The 17,438-nt window shown below is 72.2% G+C and carries 18 protein-coding genes; 9 read left to right on the forward strand and 9 right to left on the reverse strand.

Annotated elements, in window-relative coordinates; all coding sequences use genetic code 11:
• Nucleotides 1-152: 152 nt before the first annotated feature.
• On the reverse strand, nt 153-1,265 hold the full coding sequence (locus MKK64_RS10325; RefSeq protein ID WP_243934320.1) for a PA0069 family radical SAM protein: 1,113 nt from the start codon (nt 1,263-1,265) through the stop codon (nt 153-155).
• Between the two features lie 174 nt (nt 1,266-1,439).
• Here MKK64_RS10325 and MKK64_RS10330 point away from each other — a divergent pair, with 174 nt between their 5' ends.
• Nucleotides 1,440-1,958: a hypothetical protein gene (locus MKK64_RS10330; RefSeq protein ID WP_147844223.1), complete on the forward strand. Its 519-nt coding sequence runs from the start codon at nt 1,440-1,442 to the stop codon at nt 1,956-1,958.
• Between the two features lie 3 nt (nt 1,959-1,961).
• Here the strand turns inward: MKK64_RS10330 and moaB are convergent, their stop codons facing one another.
• Nucleotides 1,962-2,516, reverse strand: coding sequence for a molybdenum cofactor biosynthesis protein B (gene moaB, locus MKK64_RS10335; protein WP_243934322.1), 555 nt, complete (start codon nt 2,514-2,516; stop codon nt 1,962-1,964).
• 159 nt (nt 2,517-2,675) lie between these two features.
• Here moaB and selD point away from each other — a divergent pair, with 159 nt between their 5' ends.
• From selD to MKK64_RS10360, 5 genes are all read left to right on the forward strand, one after another.
• Nucleotides 2,676-3,725, forward strand: a complete 1,050-nt coding sequence (selD, locus tag MKK64_RS10340) for a selenide, water dikinase SelD (RefSeq protein ID WP_243934324.1) — start codon at nt 2,676-2,678, stop codon at nt 3,723-3,725.
• Nucleotides 3,726-3,810: 85 nt separating this feature from the next.
• Nucleotides 3,811-5,988 (forward strand): glycosyltransferase, encoded by a 2,178-nt coding sequence (locus MKK64_RS10345; RefSeq protein WP_243934326.1) that lies wholly within the window; start codon nt 3,811-3,813, stop codon nt 5,986-5,988.
• Nucleotides 5,988-7,088 (forward strand): glycosyltransferase, encoded by a 1,101-nt coding sequence (locus MKK64_RS10350; RefSeq protein WP_243934328.1) that lies wholly within the window; start codon nt 5,988-5,990, stop codon nt 7,086-7,088. The genes MKK64_RS10345 and MKK64_RS10350 overlap by 1 nt, the downstream gene beginning before the upstream one ends.
• A 262-nt stretch (nt 7,089-7,350) precedes the next feature.
• Entirely contained in the window at nt 7,351-8,835 is a 1,485-nt protein-coding gene (locus tag MKK64_RS10355) for a GumC family protein (protein ID WP_147728333.1), read from the forward strand.
• A 148-nt stretch (nt 8,836-8,983) separates the two neighbouring features.
• A complete protein-coding gene (locus MKK64_RS10360) occupies nt 8,984-9,760 on the forward strand; it encodes a WecB/TagA/CpsF family glycosyltransferase (protein WP_243934330.1) in 777 nt (258 codons plus the stop codon).
• 25 nt (nt 9,761-9,785) lie between these two features.
• On the opposite strand, the gene MKK64_RS10365 is transcribed toward MKK64_RS10360, so the two are convergent.
• The 4 genes from MKK64_RS10365 to MKK64_RS10380 form a co-directional block, all read right to left on the reverse strand.
• Complete coding sequence (locus MKK64_RS10365) at nt 9,786-10,358, reverse strand: NUDIX domain-containing protein (protein ID WP_147844208.1); 573 nt, start codon at nt 10,356-10,358, stop codon at nt 9,786-9,788.
• 55 nt (nt 10,359-10,413) lie between these two features.
• Nucleotides 10,414-10,689, reverse strand: coding sequence for a sulfurtransferase TusA family protein (locus MKK64_RS10370; protein ID WP_147728331.1), 276 nt, complete (start codon nt 10,687-10,689; stop codon nt 10,414-10,416).
• 131 nt (nt 10,690-10,820) lie between these two features.
• Nucleotides 10,821-12,191, reverse strand: a complete 1,371-nt coding sequence (locus MKK64_RS10375; RefSeq protein WP_147859372.1) for a glutamate--cysteine ligase — start codon at nt 12,189-12,191, stop codon at nt 10,821-10,823.
• A gap of 225 nt (nt 12,192-12,416) precedes the next feature.
• Complete coding sequence (locus MKK64_RS10380; protein ID WP_243934338.1) at nt 12,417-13,169, reverse strand: 16S rRNA (uracil(1498)-N(3))-methyltransferase; 753 nt, start codon at nt 13,167-13,169, stop codon at nt 12,417-12,419.
• A gap of 294 nt (nt 13,170-13,463) precedes the next feature.
• Here MKK64_RS10380 and MKK64_RS10385 point away from each other — a divergent pair, with 294 nt between their 5' ends.
• Together MKK64_RS10385 and ubiA are read left to right on the forward strand one after the other, a co-directional pair.
• Nucleotides 13,464-13,928 (forward strand): hypothetical protein, encoded by a 465-nt coding sequence (locus tag MKK64_RS10385; protein WP_147843066.1) that lies wholly within the window; start codon nt 13,464-13,466, stop codon nt 13,926-13,928.
• Nucleotides 13,929-13,998: 70 nt separating this feature from the next.
• A complete protein-coding gene (ubiA, locus tag MKK64_RS10390; RefSeq protein ID WP_243934340.1) occupies nt 13,999-14,931 on the forward strand; it encodes a 4-hydroxybenzoate octaprenyltransferase in 933 nt (310 codons plus the stop codon).
• A 4-nt stretch (nt 14,932-14,935) separates the two neighbouring features.
• Here ubiA and MKK64_RS10395 read toward each other — a convergent pair whose 3' ends face one another.
• Nucleotides 14,936-15,460: a DUF6101 family protein gene (locus MKK64_RS10395; protein ID WP_243934343.1), complete on the reverse strand. Its 525-nt coding sequence runs from the start codon at nt 15,458-15,460 to the stop codon at nt 14,936-14,938.
• Between the two features lie 354 nt (nt 15,461-15,814).
• On the opposite strand from MKK64_RS10395, the gene MKK64_RS10400 reads away from it, so the two are divergent.
• A complete protein-coding gene (locus MKK64_RS10400) occupies nt 15,815-16,648 on the forward strand; it encodes a 3'(2'),5'-bisphosphate nucleotidase CysQ (RefSeq protein ID WP_243934345.1) in 834 nt (277 codons plus the stop codon).
• Between the two features lie 73 nt (nt 16,649-16,721).
• Here MKK64_RS10400 and MKK64_RS10405 read toward each other — a convergent pair whose 3' ends face one another.
• The gene (locus MKK64_RS10405; RefSeq protein WP_147725966.1) at nt 16,722-16,958 is read right to left on the reverse strand and encodes an AsnC family transcriptional regulator; all 237 of its coding nucleotides are present in this window, start codon (nt 16,956-16,958) and stop codon (nt 16,722-16,724) included.
• 187 nt (nt 16,959-17,145) lie between these two features.
• Nucleotides 17,146-17,355, reverse strand: coding sequence for a cold-shock protein (locus tag MKK64_RS10410; RefSeq protein ID WP_147725959.1), 210 nt, complete (start codon nt 17,353-17,355; stop codon nt 17,146-17,148).
• Nucleotides 17,356-17,438 lie beyond the last annotated feature (83 nt).

Consider the following 17,438-nt stretch of genomic DNA (forward strand, 5'->3'; position numbering starts at 1 on the left):
CCCGACCCGCTGCGCGGGCCACCCTCCCCCGCAGAGGGGGGAGGGAGAACGCGCCGCGTTCGTTCGCAAGGTGTCTGAGATCGTCCGTCGACGCAAAAAATCACACCGTCCTGCCGCCGCGGAGCATTGCTCGATCGCCGCCTTCGCCCCCGTCACAGCAGCGAGAACTGCTCGCCGGGCTTGGCGAAGGCCGAGGCGTCGAGGGTGATGCGGGTCTGCCCATAGCCGAGACGCGCCTTGGCCAGCCGCATCCGCGTCGCGATCAGGTCGGCGTAGGCGCCCTCCCCGGTCATCCGCTTGCCGAACGTGGCGTCGTATTCGCGGCCGCCGCGGGCCTGCTCGACCAGGGAGAACACGTGGCGCTGCCGCCCGGGATAGTGCTCGGCGAACCAGTCGGCGACGAGGTCCTTCAGCTCGTGCGGCAGGCGCAGCAGCACGTGGTTCGCCTCCTGCGCGCCGCAGGCGCGGGCCTCCGTCAGGATCGCCTCGATCTCGTGGTCGTTGAGCGAGGGGATGATCGGCGCGACGATCACCATCACCGGCACGCCGGCTCGGCTAAGCGCCCGGATCGCCTCCAGGCGCTTGCGCGGATGCGGCGCGCGCGGCTCCATCTTCCGGGCGAGCACCGGATCGAGGGTCGTCACCGACATCGCCACCTTCACGAGGTTCCGCTCCGCCATCCCGGCCAGGATGTCGATGTCGCGGGTGACGAGGTTCGACTTCGTCACGATGCCGACGGGATGGCGCAGGCGGGCCAGCACCTCGAGGATCTCCCGGGTGATGCGGTGCTCGCGCTCGATCGGCTGATACGGGTCGGTCGCCGTTCCGAGAGCGATGGTCCGCGGCGCGTAGCCCGGCGCCGACAGCTCCCGCTCGAGCAGGCGCGCGGCGTCCGGCTTGGCAAAGAGCTTCGTCTCGAAGTCGAGCCCGGGCGACAGGCCGGCATAGGCGTGGTTCGGCCGGGCGAAGCAGTAGACGCAGCCGTGCTCGCAGCCGCGATAGGGGTTGATCGAGCGGTCGAACGAGATGTCGGGCGAGGTGTTGCGGGAGATGATCCCGCTCGCTCGCTCCAGCGTCACCTCTGTGCGTCTGGCCGGTGCGGGCTCGTCCGCCGGCCAGCCGTCGTCGGCGGCCTCGCGGCGGATCGCCTCGAAGCGCCCGCCCGGGTTGGCGGTGGCGCCCCGGCCGCGCAGCGTTTCCGACGTCGCGGCGAGCCGGCGTCGCGGCGTGGATTCGGCGCCGAGCGGAGGACGGGGTGTGGACATCGGACTGGCAGCACCCCGGAGAAGCGTGTTTCACATGGAACATAACAGGAACAAGGTCGACCGGATACGCCTCGATTTTAGGCAGTTTCTCGGGCTTTGTGGCTGTGGTGCAACGCTGGGCCGCCGCGTCGAGCCGGCCTGCCCGCGCCCGGCGAAAATACGGTATGCGCGGCCATGATCTCCGCCCTGGTTCATGTCGCCGACCCCGGCGACGCCGATGCGATCGACCGTCTGGCCGACACCCTGGGCGCCCTCGTCGGAGGCGTGGCCGCCGGGCTCGTGGGCGACGCCGTGATCGTCGCCGCCGCGATGGGCGAGGCGGTCGACACGATCGCCGACGCGACCGGCGCGACCCTGGTGGTGCCGCCGCGCGGATCGGACCGGTGGTTCGCCGGCGCGGCGGTCGCGCGCCGCGACTGGGTGCTGTGCCTGGAGGCGGGCGACGTGCCCGGCGACGGCTGGATCCGCACCCTCGACCGCTTCGTCGGCACAGCGCCGGCCGACGCCCTGGGGCGATTGTCCCGCCCGCATGCCGGGCTGGCGACGCGGCTGGCCATTCGGGCCGAGGCGCTGCTCGGCGCGGGTGCGGCGCGGCCCGGCGACCTCGTCCGCCGCGATCGCCTCACCGAGATCGGAACCTTCGCCCCGCGGCTGGTGCCGCGGCGCCTGATCGCGCGGATCGACCGGATGTGATCCTCAGGCCGTGAGCGAGGCGCCCCGCCGCAGGTGCTCGTCCAGGCGCGGCATGATCTCGACGAAGTTGCAGGGGCGGTGCCGGTAGTCGAGCTGGCTGACCAGGATCCCGTCCCAGGCGTCGCGGCAGGCGCCCGGCGAGCCCGGCAGCACGAAGACGTAGGTGGCGTTGGCGACCCCGGCCGTCGCCCGCGACTGCAGCGTCGAGGTGCCGATCTTGTCGTAGGAGATGCGGTGGAACACGGCCGAGAAGCCGTCCATCCGCTTCTCGAACAGCGGCTCCAACGCCTCGGGCGTGACGTCGCGGCCGGTGAAGCCGGTGCCGCCGGTGGTGATCACCACGTCGATTCCGGGATCACGCGTCCAGCTCTCGACCGTCCCGCGGATCGCCGTCGCCTCGTCCGGCACGATCGCGCGCGCCGCGAGCCTGTGGCCGGCCTCGGTCAGCCGCTGCACCAGGGTGTCGCCGGAGCGGTCGTCCTCCGGCCGGCGCGTGTCCGAGACGGTCAGCACCGCGATCGACAGGGGGACGAAGCTGCGGGCAGGTGTATCGGGCATCGGGCCGTCTCCGGGTTGAACGACCGGAATATGGGCGCCCGCCCGCGATTGTCCCATCCTTCCCGGCGTGCGGCGCGCGGGCCGAGGCGCGCCAAACCCGCGATCCATGGTATCGGCACCGATCAGCGACCCCTGTCCGTTCGAACGCGCGGTGCCCTCATGGATGCGACCCCCGTCCGCCTCACCAGCCTCGCCCACGGCGGCGGCTGCGGCTGCAAGCTCGACCCGGCGATCCTGCGGTCGCTGCTCGCCGACCAGCCGATCGCCGGCCCGTTCGAGCGCCTGCTCGTCGGCAACGAGACCGCCGACGACGCCGCGGTCTGGGCGCTCGACGACGGCACCTGCGTCATCGCCACCACCGACTTCTTCACGCCGATGGTCGACGACCCACGCGATTTCGGCCGGATCGCCGCCACCAACGCGATCTCCGACGTCTACGCCATGGGCGGCCGCCCGATCATGGCGCTGGCCATCCTCGGGATGCCGGTCGGCAAGATCGCGCCCGAGATCGTCGCCGAGATCCTGAAGGGCGGCGCGGCGACCTGCGCCGAGGCCGGCATCCCGATCGCCGGCGGGCACTCGATCGACACGCCGGAGCCGATCTACGGCCTGGCGGTGATCGGCACCTGCCGCCGCGAGGACGTGCGCCGCAACGCCGACGCGCGGGTCGGCGACGCGCTGATCCTGACCAAACCCCTCGGCGTCGGCGTTTATTCCGCCGCGATCAAGCGCGACGCCCTGCCGGAGGGCGGCTACGCCGCGTTCGTCGCGACGACGACGCTGCTGAACAAGGTCGGCACCGAGCTGGCCGCCGACCCGGACGTGCACGCCATCACCGACGTCACCGGCTTCGGCCTGCTCGGGCACGGCCTCGAGTTCGCGCGCGGCGCCGGCTGCCGCCTCGTGATCGACTGGCCGTCCGTGCCGCTGCTGCCCTCGGCCGAAACGCTCGCCCGGGACGGCTTCGTCACCGGCGCGTCCCACCGCAACTGGACCGCGTTCGGCGGCGAGGTCGCGCTGGAGGACGGCTTTCCCGAATGGGCGCGGCACCTGCTTACCGATCCGCAGACCTCGGGCGGCCTGCTCGTCGCCTGCGCCCCCGAGCGCGCAGACGCGATCCTCGCCCGCATCCGCGCCGCCGGGCATCCGGCGGCGGCGATCGTCGGGCGGGCGGAGGCGGGCGCGGCGGGAATTAGCGTCGCCGGCTGATCCCAGGGCCGGAAGGCGATCGAAACCAATCCTCCGGCATCATCGCGGCCCCGCGATGCGTCGCGCAGAGCCGCCCGCCCCCGTCGTGACCGACGTTCCCTACGACCCGGATCTCGAAACCGCCCACGGCGTCGCGGATTGGCCCTATGGCCGATCCGCCATCGCGCTCGCGCGCCCGGACGCCTTGCCGGACGGACGCCCGTGGCCGCGGCTGCGCGTGCTCACCGTCGCCTCCGGCGATGCGCCGCGTCTGGCGGACAGCATCGCCTCGGTCGCCCGGCAGGACTACCCGGAATGCCGGCACGACGTCGTGCCGCCGGGATCGCCGTCGCCCGCCGCGATCCTCGCCGACGACGGGGTCGATTTCGTCCTGGTCCTGCGGGCGGGCGATCTCCTGGCGCCCGGCGCGCTCGCCGCCCTCGTTCTCGACGCGGTCCTCTCGGGGGCGGATGCGGTGGCGGGGCTTCGGGTGCTGTTCGACGACGCGGTGACCGGCCTCGACCTGCCCTCGTCGGCGGGGGATGACGCCGCGCCGGACGCCGTCTTCACCGGCGGCGAAGTTCTGTGGCGGCGTGCCGCGCTCGGCATGCTGGGCAGCTTCGATCCGGTCGACGCCGAGTGGACCGCACGCGCTTGGTCGGCAGCCGTGCGGACGGAGGCCGGCGTCACCCGCATCGGCCGGCCCGTCCTGCTGCAGCGCGAGCGGACGATTCACGCAACGGATTCAAATCAATCCGCGTCTTCCACTCCCCCCTTCGCGGAGGAGGGTGGGCCTCGGGTCAGCGAGGGTCGGGAGAGGGGAGCGCCGTATCCGACACCGTCGCGCCCCTCTCCCCCCCTGCTCCGCATGGTACCCTCCCCCGCCAAGGGGGAAGGGAAGAGTGGTGCCGCTTCCCTCTCGATCGCCTCGCTCACCGGCACGGGGCATGCCGGCGGTGCCGGGATCGCGCATCGGCGCATCGGCGAGGCGCTGCGGCTCGCCGGGCACCGCGTCGCGGAGTTCGTGCTCGCGGACGAATCGCCGCCCGCCGCGGCGGAATGGACCGATGCGTTTCCCGTCGCCGAAGCCGCGATCCGTGCCGGCGACCACGACCTCGTGCTCGCCGGAAACCTGCACGGCGCCACCCGGAGCCTCGCCATCGCCGGGCGCCTCGCTGCCGAGCGGCCCGTCGCGCTCGTCCTGCACGACCTGTTCCCGCTGACCGGCCGCTGCGCCCACCCCCGCGGCTGTGCCCGGATCGAGACCGTCGGCTGCGACGCCGCCTGCCCGACGCCGGACGAGTATCCGCAGCTCGGCCGGCATCGCATCGCCGGCGCGCAGGCCGGCAAGCGTGCGGTGCTCGCCCGGCGGGACGGTCCGATCCTGCTCGCCAACTCGGCCTGGACGGCCTCGCGCGCCCGGGCGCTCGCGCCGCCGGGCACCGTGCTCGCGCCCCTGGCGCTGGCCTTTCCGACGAGCGTCTTCCGGCTCCGCGATCGATCGGCCCTGCGCCGCAGACTCGGGCTTCCCGCCGACGACCTGCTGATCCTGGTCTCGGCGGTGGTGCTCGACGGACCGGACAAGAACGTCGGCGATCTCGCGGACGCTCTGCGCCGCGTCGCCGGTCCCGGCGTCGGCTTCGTCGCGATCGGCCGGCTCGACCATCCCGCGCGCCTCGCCCTGCCGAACCTGTTCGCACCCGGGCTGATCGCCGACGAGGCGCACCTGGCCGCCTGGTACGGCGCCTGCGACCTGCACGTCACGGCGAGCCGGCTCGAGACGCTGGGGCAGACGCCGATCGAGGCCGGCCTGTGCGGAACGCCGACGCTGGCCTATCGCACCGCCGGCCTGACCAGCTCGGTGATCGACGGCGTCTCCGGGCGGCTCGTCCCGGTCGAGCCCGGCGCGCTGGGCGATGCCCTCGTCGAGCTCGTCGCCGATCGGCCGGCGCTCGCCCGGCTCGGCGCCTTCGCGCGGATCGCCTTGGAAAGCCGGTTCAGCCCGGCTTCCTGCGCGATCTCGCTCGACCGGGTGTTTCGCGAGCGCGGCCTGCTGCCGCCGGACGGGGGCCGCCTGCGCTTCGCGCCGGCGCTGCTCGGCCATTTCCCGTTCGCTGCGATCCCGGCTGCGGCCGCGACCGGCCTCGTCGCCGCGCCGTCCAACCCGCTCGTCCGCGGGCTGCGCCGCGCCAAGCAGCGCCTGCTCGGGCGCCGCCTGCCGCCCTGGGCGCGGCGCGGCCTGTACTGGGCCGTCCGGCTTCGATCGCTCGGCGGAGCCCGGTGATGCGCGGCCCGATCTACCTCGACCAGACCCATGTCCGCGGCCACGTCACCGGCATCGAGCGGGTGGCGCTCGACCAGTTCACGCCGGCGATGCTCGGCGGCGCGGTCCGGCCCCTGCGCAGCCGCAGCATCCCGGGGATGATCCTCGCGCAGCAGCTCGGCCTGCCGCTTCGCGCGGCGCGGGAGCCCGAGGCGCAGTTCGTGATGGCCGGCTTTCCCCCCGGCCCGCTGATGGCGCCGTTCGCGGAGCGCTGCATCCTCTGCATCTACGACACCTTCCTCCTCGACCGGCCGGAGGATCTCGCCTGGAAGAGCCGGCTCTACATGGCGCCGGCGTTCCGCTACGCGATGCGCTGGGGTCGGCGCTTCCTGGTGATCTCGCGCAAGACCGGCGCGGATTTGCGCCGCCACTGCGCCGACGACGCCCTCGTCGCCCTGCTGCGGCCGGCGGTGCGCGACGTGTTCGGCCTCGACGGGCTCCCCGGCCCCGCCGCCTACCGGCCCGAGGCGCCGCTGCGCATGCTGGCGATCGGCACGATCGAGCCGCGCAAGGATTACCCGGCGGCGATCGCGCTCGCGGCGGCTCTGAACCGCGCCGGCGTGCCGGCCGAGCTGCACATCGTCGGCCGCCTCGGCTGGGGCCGGCACGCCTTCCTCGACGATCCGCCGCCGTTCCTCACCTGGCACGGCTATGTCGGCGACGATGCGCTGCGCGCCCTCGCCGCCAGCGCCCACCTTCTGCTCTCGACTTCGAAGGCCGAAGGCCTCGGCCTGCCCCTGCTCGAGATCCAGCATGGCGGCCTGCCGGTGGTCGCCCCCGACGACGCGGTGTTCCGCGAGGTGCTCGGCGAATCCGGCCTGTTCCTCCGCCCGGGCGATCCCGAGGGCGCCGCCTCGGCGCTGATCCAGGCCGTCCGGTCCGGCCGCTTGGCGGAAGCCGCGGCCGACGCGCGGGCAAACGTCGCACGATGGAATCGCTTGGCCGCGCGCGACGCGGAGGCGTTCCGCGGCTACCTCGCCGAGGGCGTGTCGGCCTACGGGCCAGACAACCTCGTCGCGCCCGATGGGGTCCCGCCCGATCCGGTTATCCCCAAGCGGTGAGGCGGACTACGTATTGAACGTCGCGCCGGCGGATCGTTAAGCATGCCACGCTGTCTCGTCTTGAAGAGACGCTGTTCGCCCCCGTTTCCAAGGCATTGGGAAAGATTTTGCGGCAACCAGAGAGCGCAACCTGCGGTCCGCAGATTGCGGAGACGTCATCGAACACCGCCATCGCCGGGCGCTTCCGGTTCAAGGTGGCACGGGAACGCTCCGAAACGGGATCGTTCCTGGTAACCGTCGGGCAGGTGAGGGACAGAGACCGATGTTCGATTTCTCGACCCCCGTCCGCGGCGAGCCCGTGGAGGTGACGCTGCCGCCGCGCTTCTCCGATCGGGCCGACCCGGGCACGATCCTCCGCCGCCTGTGGCGCGGAGCGAGCTTCATCGTGCTGGGCGGCCTGTTCATGGTCGCCGCCGCCGTCGCGCTGCTCGGGCTGCTGACCCCGGTCTACACCTCCAGCATCCAGATCCTGGTCGATCCCTCCGATCTCCGCGTCGTCGACAACGACGTCAGCGCCCGCACGCCTCAGGCCGACAGCGGCGTGTCGCTCGCCGAGAGCCAGACCAAGGTGATCCAGTCGGACAACGTCCTGCGGCGCACGGTCGAGAAGCTCGACCTCGATCGCGACGACGAGTTCGCCAAGCCCGAGTCCGACAACCCGACGATCGTCTGGCTGCGCACGGCGCTCGGCATGCTGCCGCCGCCCGGCAGCCGCGACCCGGTCAACGTCGCCGTCGACACCCTGCAGACCAAGCTGACCGTGCGCCGGGCCGAGCGCACCTTCGTGATCGACGTGCTGGTGCAGTCGCGCGATCCGGAGAAGGCGGCAAAGATCGCCAACGCCATCGGCGACGCCTACTTCGCCGAGGAGGCCAGCGCCCGCACCGAGGCCGCTCGCCGCGCCTCGGACGCCCTCAACGGCCGCCTGTCGAGTCTGCGCCGCGACGTCGAGCTCGCCGAGGGCAAGCTCCTGAAGTACCGCGAGGACAACAACCTCGTCGCGTCGAGCGGTCGCCTGCTGACCGACCAGCAGCTCGGCGACCTCAACCAGCAGCTCGTCACGGCCCAGATCAAGACCGCGGAATCGCGCTCGCGCCTCGAGCAGGCGCGCAAGATGAAGGCCGGCGACGCCAGCACGGCGCTGCCGGAGATGCTGCAATCGCTCGAGATGCAGGCGCTCCGCCAGCAATACGCGACGCTCTCGCGCAACACCGCCGAGCTCGCGACCCGCCTCGGCGAGCGCCACCCGGCGATGGCCGAACAGTACGCCCAGCAGCGCGACCTCCAGCGCCTGATCCAGCGCGAGAAGGAGCGGATCATCGAGACGACGCAGAAGGACTACGATCGCGCGGCGGCGAGCGAAACGGCGATCCGCAAGAGCCTCGACCGGGCCAAGGCGGAGACCGTCACCAGCGATCGCGCCAATGTCGGCCTGCGCGAGCTGGAGCGGACGCTCGAATCCCGCCGCGGCGTGTACGAGACCTATCTCCGCCGTTCGCGCGAGGCGAGCGAGCAGGAGCGCCTGAACAGCATCAACGTCCGCATCATCTCGCCGGCGGTCCCCGCCCGCACCCGGACCTGGCCGCCCTCGCCCAAGGTGGTCCTGCCGCTGGCCCTGCTCGTCGGGATGATGCTGGGCGTGGCCATCGCGCTGTCGCTCGGCGCCGCCCGCGACCGTCGCAACGACCGCAACGAGCGCCGTGCCGCGACCGTGCCGCCCCGGAGCTTCCGAGCTGCCGATGCTTGAGGCGGGACAGGCGCAGGTCGAGGAGGACGGCGCGGTGAAGGTCGCCGGATTCGCCATTCACCCCGCGATGCCGCGGCCCCGGGCCGTCCGCGGGACGAGCCCTCGTATCGAACCCGGCCATGCGGCCGGCGCCACGCCGGAAACCCCCATGGATCGCCGCAGCGAGGCCGGCAGCGCCTGGCGCGTGCGGATGTTCGGCCACGACTTCGCCGCCGGGCCCGCAGCCGGGATCCTCGCCGCCTCGGCGATGCAGCCGTCGGCCGGGCCGCGCCTCGTCGTCACCGCCAACATCGACCACATCGTCCTGCTCTCGGAGAACGCCGCCTTCCGGCAGGCCTATGCCGGCGCCGTCGCGCGGACGCTGGACGGCACGCCGCTGGTCTGGCTCGCGCGGCTGCGCGGCCAGCCGGCGGCCCGCGTCACCGGGCACGACCTCCTCGCGCACGCGCTGTTCGCCCGGCCGGTCGAAGGCCGGCGCGTATTCCTCGTCTGCTCGCGGGAGGCGGTCGCCGAGGCGATCCGCGACCGGCTCGAGCGGTCCGGCTATGACGCGGATGCCATCGCGACCTGCGTGCCGCCCTTCGGCTTCGACGACGACGCGGAGTACGGCCGCGCGCTGTCGGCCCGCATCCGCGAGCACGGCACCACCCTGCTGGTCATGGGCGTCGGCGCGCCGCGCTCGGAGGTCTGGGTGACGCGCCAGGGTGCAGCCCTCGGCACGCCGCTCGTGCTGGCGGTGGGCGAGGCGGTCAACGTCGCCGCCGGGCTGGTGCCGCGGGCGCCAGTGATGCTGCAGCGTGCCGGGCTCGAATGGGCGTTCCGGTTCGCCTTCGCGCCGCGACGGCTGTTCCGGCGCTACTTCGTACGGTCGTGGCGCTTCCTCGCGCTCCTGCGCGGCGAGATCGGGAACCGGGACGCGGCCTGACGCGCCGCTTCGCGGCTCCGCGGGTTCAGGCGGACGCGAACAGGTGCGGGTGCCGCAGGCGCAGCGCGAAGACCAGGGTCAGCGTCTTCATGTCCGCGATCTCGCCGGCGTCGCTGCGGCGGGCGAGGTCGTCGAGCGCCACCTCGTGGACGGTGATCGCTTCGTTCTCCTCGGCGAGCCCGCCGCCCGGTCCCGACCGGTCGGCCGCGCCGAAGGGGGCGAGGAACAGGTCCATCCGCTCGGTCGAGATGCCCGGCGCGGTCCAGGCGCTTACCACCCGCTCGAGCACGTTCAGGTCGACGCCGGTCTCCTCGTAGGCTTCGCGGCGGGCGCCGTCCTCCGGGTCGCCCTCGTCGAGGATGCCCGCCGGGGTCTCGAGCATGTCCAGCGGGCCCTCGGCGAAGAACACCGGGGCGCGGAACTGCGAGACCAGGAGCGCGACGCGGCGCGTCGGATCGTAGGGCAGCACCGCCACCGCGCGACCGTGATCCTCGATCTCGCGGGTGATGCGGGTGCCGTCCGGCATCGTCACCTCGGCGACGAGGAACCGGGCCCAGCCGTCATGAACGAGGCGTGTCCCGCGGATGATGGGTACCATGCCTGTGGATCTTCCTGCCCGAGTCGCGTCGAGGCCGTTCTAGGCAGGCGATCGTTCAGGAATGAGGCGGCTTCGCGGAGTCTCCGGGGCAGGTGCCGGGGCCGCGGCGGATCGAGAACCGGGTCGCCGTGCCGATCCGGTCCCAGGCTTCGACGGTGTCGCCCTCCTCGCGCACGAGGTTCGGGATGTCGAGGCAGGCCAGCGGATCGGTGCAGGTCACCCGCAGCAGCGTGCCCGGCGGCAGGCGGCGCAGCGCCTTGCGCGTCCGCAGCACCGGAAGCGGGCACTTGAGGCCGGCGAGATCGAGGTCGATCGGTGGTGCGTCCGGCATGCGAGAACCCCGACGACGGGGCCGCCGTCGCCGGGGTCGATAGACCGGATCGATGCGGCTTGTCAGCCGGGCGAAGCGGCCGGCCGTGACCCTAGCGCGTGACGAGGAAGCGGTGCGGGTCGCCCGCCCGATTACGGGAACCGGCAATGGGTGAAGGCGGGGTCGACCGAGCGCTTCCACGGTCCCTCGTAGTCGGCGAGGCGGTCCTCGGCATGCGAGCGCCCGGCCGCCACGATCGCCTCCAGCGGCTGCAGGTAGATCGTCTCGTCCCGTCCGGAGCCGTCGCGGCGGGCGCGCGCCTTGAGGCCGGCCCGCGCGATGGCGAGCGCCTCGGCCGCGACCGCGCCCAGGCTGCGCCGCGCGACCGGCGTCGCGAGGCCCAGGCGCGGGACGGTGGCGCGCAGGGCCTCCCGGTCGGTCGCGCTCCAGCCCGAGACGAGGTCGAGGGCGGCATCGAGCGACGCCTCGTCGTAGAGCAGGCCGACCCAGAACGCGGCCTGCGCCGCGATCATGCCGGCATCGCCGACGTCGGCGCCGCGCATCTCGAGGAAGCGCTTGAGCCGGACTTCGGGAAAGGCGGTGGAGGCGTGGTTGGCCCAGTCGGAGACCGTGGCGTACTCGCCCGGCAACTGGGCGAGCTTGCCGGCCATCAGGTCGCGGAACGAGGCGCCCGAGACGTCGTGGTAGGTGTCGCCGCGCTTGACGAAGTACATCGGCATGTCGAGCAGCCAGTCGACGTAGCCCTCGTAGCCGAAGCCTGCGTCGAAGGCGAAGCCGAGCATCCCGGTGCGGTCGGCGTCGGTGTCGCGCCAGATCTCGGAGCGTCGCGACAGGAAGCCGTTCGGCCGCCCGTCGGTGAAGGGCGAGTTGGCGAACAGGGCGGTCGCGACCGGCTGCAGCGCGAGCGAGGCGCGGAGCTTCCGCGTCATGTCGCTTTCCGACGCGAAGTCGACGTTGACCTGCACGGTGGCGGTGCGCAGCATCATGTCGAGGCCGAGCGATCCGACCTTCGGCATGTAGCCGGCCATGATCTTGTAGCGGCTCTTGGGCATCACCGGCGTCTCGGCCCGCGACCATTTCGGGCTCATCGCGAGGTCGAGGAAGCCGATGCCGAGGCCGTCCGCCACGCGCTTCGTCGCGGCCAAGTGCTCGTCGAGCTCGCGGGCGGTGGCGTGCACGTCGGCGACCGGCGCGCCCGAGAGTTCGAACTGCCCGCCGGGCTCGATCGAGATCGCGCCGCCTTCCGCAGCCGACAGGCCGATGACGTGGCCGGCATCGAGGATCGGCTCCCAGCCGGTCTCGCGGCCGACGCCTTCGAGCAGGGCGCGGATGCCACGCTCGCCTTCATACGGCACCGGTTCACGCGTCTCGACGTAGAAGGGAATCTTCTCGTGCTCGGTGCCGATCGCGAAGCTCTCGCGCGGCTTCTCGCCGGCCGCGAACCAGTCGATCAGTTCGACACGCGTGGTGAGCGGTGTCGTGTCGGACGTATCGCGCGCCATGCGCTGCCTCGCCGTGAAATCATGGGCTGAACTCGGGAAGCGCGCCGGCCGTCTGGAAAAGAGCGATGCGGTCGTGCCCCGTCGCCGGGATGGGTCGTCCATAATCCAGGGCGCCGGACCCGACAACGCGACCTTGAGCGCCCCTGCCCCGCTTCGACCGGCAATCGTCGGGCGTCGGAGGCGCCGCGCGCGGTCGATGTGCGCGGGCGCACGCCGACCGGTCTATCATCGCGCGTCGCCGAGTACGGCCTGGACCAGGGCGAGCGCCGCGACCGCGGCGGTGTCGGCCCGGAGGATGCGGGGCCCGAGGGAGAGCGCCACGGAGTTGGGCCGCGCCAGGATCGCCGCGCGCTCCTCCGGCGCGAACCCGCCCTCCGGGCCGATCAGCACCGCGAGCGGAACGGGGCCCGCCGGATCCGCGGCCCGGCGCAGGGCGGCGACGGGGTCGGCGATCGCGGCGTCCTCGTCGCAGAACACCAGCAGCCGCTCCGGCGCGAGGTCGGCGAGCGCCGCGGGCAGGCGCGCGGCTTCCATCAAGGCCGGCACGGCGAGGATGCCGCACTGCTCGGCCGCCTCGATCATGTTGGCGTGCAGGCGCTCGGTGTTGAGGCGGTCGCCTTGCGTGTAGCGCGTCAGGACCGGCCGGATCGTGCCCGCCCCCATCTCGACCGCCTTCTGGGCGAGGTAGTCGAGCCGCGCGCTCTTCAAGGGCGCGAACAGGTAGTGCAGGTCGGGCGGTGCGGTCTGGGGCCGTACTCGGTCGACGACGGTCAGATGCGCGCTCTTGCGCCCCGACGGCACCAGGCTCGCCCGCCACTCGCCGTCCCGCCCGTTGAACAGCAGCACCGGGTCGTCCGGCTGCCGGCGCAGGACGTTGAGCAGGTAGTTCGCCTGCGCCCGGTCCAGGGGAAGGTTCGCGCTGGCGAAGAGGTCGTGCGCCACGTGGAGACGGGGCGCGGTGAAGTCGTAGGCCGCCATCCGGGCTCCGTCGCGTGCGGGATCGCCGCTGTCAACGCCGGAGCGAGGCGGCGCCGATGTTGCCGAAACATCACGGGCGCTGGTTTTCGAAACGTTACCCCGCCATGTCGGAGCCGGCCCGTTTGCGGCTCGATTGACGCCACATTCCTATGGCGAAGCGGAGCCCGGACATTCCGGACCGGCCGTACCGCAGCGCGGCCGACCTCCGGCTCGAAGACGACATCCGTCGACGCTGCGCGCCATGCCGACGGCGCATCGCCTGCGACCGGGGCGGATCTCCAGGGAGACGAGACCATGCGCTACAAGACCTACGGACTGGCCGCCGCCCTCGTCGCGGGCAGCTTCCTGGCCAGCACGGCCGCCTTCGCTCAGTCCGCCGAGTGCGGCGCGATCCAGACGACGCTGCAGACCCGCAAGGATCTCGTCGCCAAGGCGAACGTGGCGTCGAACGGAAAGAAGAAGATGACCCCGCAGGAGGCCTGCGCGCTGTTCGGCAAGCTGCAGTCCAACGGCGTCGAGGGCATGAAGTGGATCGCCGCCAACAAGGAGTGGTGCTCGATCCCCGACTCGTTCGCAGAAGGCTTCAAGGCGGACCACTCGAAGGTGGTGGGCATCCGCACCAAGATCTGCGGCATCGCGGCCCAGGCGACCAAGATGGAGGCTCAGGCCCGCGCTCAGGCCCAGAACGGCGGCGGCGGCGGCCTCCTCGGTGGCCCCGGCCTGACCGGCCAGTTCAAGATGCCGCAGGGCGCGCTCTGAGGCGGATGCGACCCGCCTCCCACCCGTTCCTCATCCCGTCCGGGCCCCGGTCGTGAATGCCGCGAAGGCGGTGGAATCCCGCGTTGCCGACGCGGTGACCGGCCATTGGGTCGACCGGCTCGCCCCGCGGGCCGCCCGGCCGTACCTGCGCCTCGCCCGCATCGACCGGCCGATCGGCTGGTGGCTTCTGCTGCTGCCGTGCTGGTGGTCGACGGCGCTGGCCGCCACCCGCGCCGGCCTGCCCTGGCCCGATCCGCGCCACCTGCTGCTGTTCCTCGTCGGCGCGGTGGCGATGCGCGGGGCCGGCTCGACCTACAACGACATCGCCGATCGCGACCTCGACGCGCAGGTCGAGCGCACGCGCTCGCGGCCCCTGCCCTCGGGGCAGGTCGGCACGCGCGCCGCCGCCATCTTCCTCGCCGCCCAGGCGCTGGTCGGCTTCCTCGTCCTGATGCAGTTCGATGCGTTCGCCATCGGCGTCGGGCTGTGCTCGCTGATCCCCGTGGCGATCTACCCGTTCATGAAGCGGGTGATGTCGATGCCGCAGCTGGTGCTCGGCCTCGCCTTCTCCTGGGGGGCGCTGATGGGCTGGGCCGCCCTGCTCGACCAGCTCGCCGCACCGGCCTGGCTGCTCTACGCCGGCACGATCGCCTGGGTGGTCGGCTACGACACGATCTACGCGGTGCAGGACATCGAGGACGACGAGATCGCCGGCATCCGCTCGTCGGCGCGGTTCTTCGGCGGCCGGCTTCGGGTCGCCGTCGGGGCCTGCTACGGGGCGGCCGTGCTGCTGATCGGCGCGGCGGCCTACGGGGCCGGGGCGGGACTGCTCGGTTTTCTGGGCGTCGCCGCGTTCGCGGGCCATCTCGGCCGGCAGGTCTGGCGGCTCAAGGCGCGGGACGGGCGGGAGGCGCTGGCCCTGTTCCGCTCGAATCGCGGGGCCGGGCTGATCCTGTTCGTGGGGCTCGCCGCCGATACGATCAACCAGGGCTGGCCGGGCTGAGCGCTCACGAGCGGGCGATGATCTCGTTCTCGCCGCGGTGGATCTGCGGGCGGACCGGGAGGCGGCCGGTCTTGCGGCGCACGAGAAAGCGCGGGCGGCGGTCGCCGAGCGAGCCGTGCCGGCGCCGAATGCGGGTCTTGCCGAGCATCAGCCGGCCGACCTGCGCCGACACGGTGGCGAGCACGCCGTCCTCGCGCACGATCATCCGCGGCAAGCCGGTGCGGGCGGCGAGGTCCCGCCAGATCGCGACGACCTCCTCCTCGCAGAACGGCCCGAGACGGGCGACGACGGCGCCGGCGGCGTCGACGAGGCAGAGGTCGAACCGGTCCTCGCCGCAGCTCTCCGCCTCGTCGGTCGCGAAGGTGAGCGCGATGCCGGCGGCCTTGGACGTCGCAGTGGCGGCGCCGAACACCGGCAGCGGCGAGGCGTCGAAGGCGAAGCGCGCCGGCGCGGCGCCGTCGCGATCGAGGCGATCGGTCTCGGCAAGATGATCGGTCGGGTTCCGGTCCATGGTGTCGAACGTGTTCATCTGCCCGCCGTCCATTTGCAAGTGGCGACCTGCTCGGGTCGTCCGTTATGCCAAGCAGATTGGCGTCTAACCTCCCCACGGTGCCTTAAGAGTGAGCGTTAAGCGATCGTGGACAGCGCGTTCGCGCTCGGAATGCTCAACGGTTCCTTGCCGCGATCGATGAAAACCGCCGGTTCCGCGCTGCGGCCTCGCGATCCTTGTGGCGCTTCGGGGCAGACCCTACAACGGTGCGGTCGCGCGCTCCGGCGCGCCGCCCCCCTGTCGCGATCGGGACCATCCGCACGTCGCATCGGCGCGCGGGTCGGCGCGAGCCGCGATGCCGATCCCCTCCCCCGTCGCCGGACACGGACCGCCATGACCGATACGATCTCAGCGGACTTCGTGCACGCCCTGATGCCGGACCTGCGCGAGGCGCTTCGCGAGGCGGCCTCCCTCGCCCTGCCCTTCTTCCGCGCCGGCAGCCAGACCTCGGCGAAGATCTGGTCGAAGGCCGGCGGCTCGCCGGTGACGGAAGCCGACGTCGCCGTCGACACCTTCCTGAAGATCCGCCTGAGCCAGATCGTGCCGGCGGCGGCGTGGCTGTCCGAAGAGACGGCCGACGACGCCGTGCGGATCGGTCACGACCTCGTCTGGATCGTCGACCCGATCGACGGGACCCGCGCCTTCCTGTCCGGGCATCGGGACTGGTCGATCGCGGTGGCGCTGCTGAAGGCCGGCGAGCCCGTGATCGGCTTCGTGAACGCGCCGGCGCTCGGGCACGATTACGAGGCGATCCACGGGCGGGGCGCGACGCGCAACGGCGAGCCGATCGGCGCGCGGCAGGGCGTCGCGCTAGCGACGGCCCGCGTCACCGGCCCGAAGCCGATGATCGACCGGCTTGGGCGTGGCGTCTCGCGCGATCTGGGGGACGCCGCCTTCGAGCGCATCGACCGGATTCCGTCGCTGGCCCTGCGCGTGGCCCGCGTCGCCGAAGGCTCGGTCGATGTCGGGCTGGTCTCCTCGGATGCCCGCGACTGGGATCTCGCGGCGGCCGACCTGATCCTGCGCGAGGCGGGCGGCTCCGTCTGCGACATGTCCGGCGTCGCGACCGTCTACAACCGGACCGATCCGGTGCATGGCGAGCTGGTCGCGCTGCCGAACGACCTGCGCGACGTCGTCGTGTCGGCCTGGGACCGGGGCCGGTCGTGACGATCTCGCGAGCTTGAGCCGCCCTGAAACGAAGAAGAGCCGATCCCGCATCTGCAGGATCGGCTCGGCGCGGTCAGGCGTGGGCGGCTTCGCGAAGGGCCAGAGCGGCCGGCGCGAGCCCGAGGCGGTCGGCGAGATGCCAGCGCAACTCTCGGGGCGAATGATAATTGTAGGATCGATCGATGAGGTGGGAGAGGTCGAGGGTCGGGGCGTCCGACGTCGCGCTCTGCTTGATGCACCCCACCTTGAAGGTCGCCGAATCCGTGACGGGCGACCGGACGCTACGGCGTCGGGTGTATTCGAACAACATGGTGTGTTTGATTGTCTTCCGATGTGACCGGGTTTGCTCCGCCACGCGGCGGGCCCGACTCTGTTTCTGTGGTGTTGCGATTAAGATTGCGTTTACCTTGACCGTCCGGCGCGGCCGCTCCCGGAGGATGGCAGCGTCGGATGGTTTCGACCGTGTTCACGGCCGCGTGGATGGGAGACCGATGGCCTCAGGCAGCCTGGAGGTTGCCGGCGGCGTCCTTGCCGCTGCGCTTGTCGGTCAGGATCTCGTAAGACACCTTCTGACCCTCGATCAGGTTGCGCATGCCGGCGCGCTCGACGGCGGAGATGTGGACGAACACGTCCTTGCCGCCGTCATCCGGCTGGATGAAGCCGTAGCCCTTGGTCTCGTTGAACCACTTCACGGTACCGGTATTCACGTAGAGAACCTCGTATCGACGATGGGTCGAGCCCTCGCGCTCGTGAAAGCGCGAACGGATCGACTGACTTCTAAGTCTGGTAT

The sequence above is a fragment of the Methylobacterium sp. E-025 genome (assembly GCF_022829705.1).
GTDB lineage: Bacteria > Pseudomonadota > Alphaproteobacteria > Rhizobiales > Beijerinckiaceae > Methylobacterium.

What these genes read in the sequence shown, in the direction of transcription:
- MKK64_RS10395 (WP_243934343.1), bottom strand. Translation starts at nt 15,460, where the DNA reads ATGAACACGTTCGACACCATGGACCGGAACCCGACCGATCATCTTGCC.
- MKK64_RS10330 (WP_147844223.1), top strand. Translation starts at nt 1,440, where the DNA reads ATGATCTCCGCCCTGGTTCATGTCGCCGACCCCGGCGACGCCGATGCG.
- MKK64_RS10325 (WP_243934320.1), bottom strand. Translation starts at nt 1,265, where the DNA reads ATGTCCACACCCCGTCCTCCGCTCGGCGCCGAATCCACGCCGCGACGC.
- MKK64_RS10375 (WP_147859372.1), bottom strand. Translation starts at nt 12,191, where the DNA reads ATGGCGCGCGATACGTCCGACACGACACCGCTCACCACGCGTGTCGAA.
- selD (WP_243934324.1), top strand. Translation starts at nt 2,676, where the DNA reads ATGGATGCGACCCCCGTCCGCCTCACCAGCCTCGCCCACGGCGGCGGC.
- MKK64_RS10380 (WP_243934338.1), bottom strand. Translation starts at nt 13,169, where the DNA reads ATGGCGGCCTACGACTTCACCGCGCCCCGTCTCCACGTGGCGCACGAC.
- MKK64_RS10370 (WP_147728331.1), bottom strand. Translation starts at nt 10,689, where the DNA reads ATGCCGGACGCACCACCGATCGACCTCGATCTCGCCGGCCTCAAGTGC.
- MKK64_RS10355 (WP_147728333.1), top strand. Translation starts at nt 7,351, where the DNA reads ATGTTCGATTTCTCGACCCCCGTCCGCGGCGAGCCCGTGGAGGTGACG.
- MKK64_RS10365 (WP_147844208.1), bottom strand. Translation starts at nt 10,358, where the DNA reads ATGGTACCCATCATCCGCGGGACACGCCTCGTTCATGACGGCTGGGCC.
- MKK64_RS10350 (WP_243934328.1), top strand. Translation starts at nt 5,988, where the DNA reads ATGCGCGGCCCGATCTACCTCGACCAGACCCATGTCCGCGGCCACGTC.
- moaB (WP_243934322.1), bottom strand. Translation starts at nt 2,516, where the DNA reads ATGCCCGATACACCTGCCCGCAGCTTCGTCCCCCTGTCGATCGCGGTG.
- MKK64_RS10405 (WP_147725966.1), bottom strand. Translation starts at nt 16,958, where the DNA reads ATGTTGTTCGAATACACCCGACGCCGTAGCGTCCGGTCGCCCGTCACG.
- MKK64_RS10360 (WP_243934330.1), top strand. Translation starts at nt 8,984, where the DNA reads ATGGATCGCCGCAGCGAGGCCGGCAGCGCCTGGCGCGTGCGGATGTTC.
- MKK64_RS10385 (WP_147843066.1), top strand. Translation starts at nt 13,464, where the DNA reads ATGCGCTACAAGACCTACGGACTGGCCGCCGCCCTCGTCGCGGGCAGC.
- MKK64_RS10400 (WP_243934345.1), top strand. Translation starts at nt 15,815, where the DNA reads ATGACCGATACGATCTCAGCGGACTTCGTGCACGCCCTGATGCCGGAC.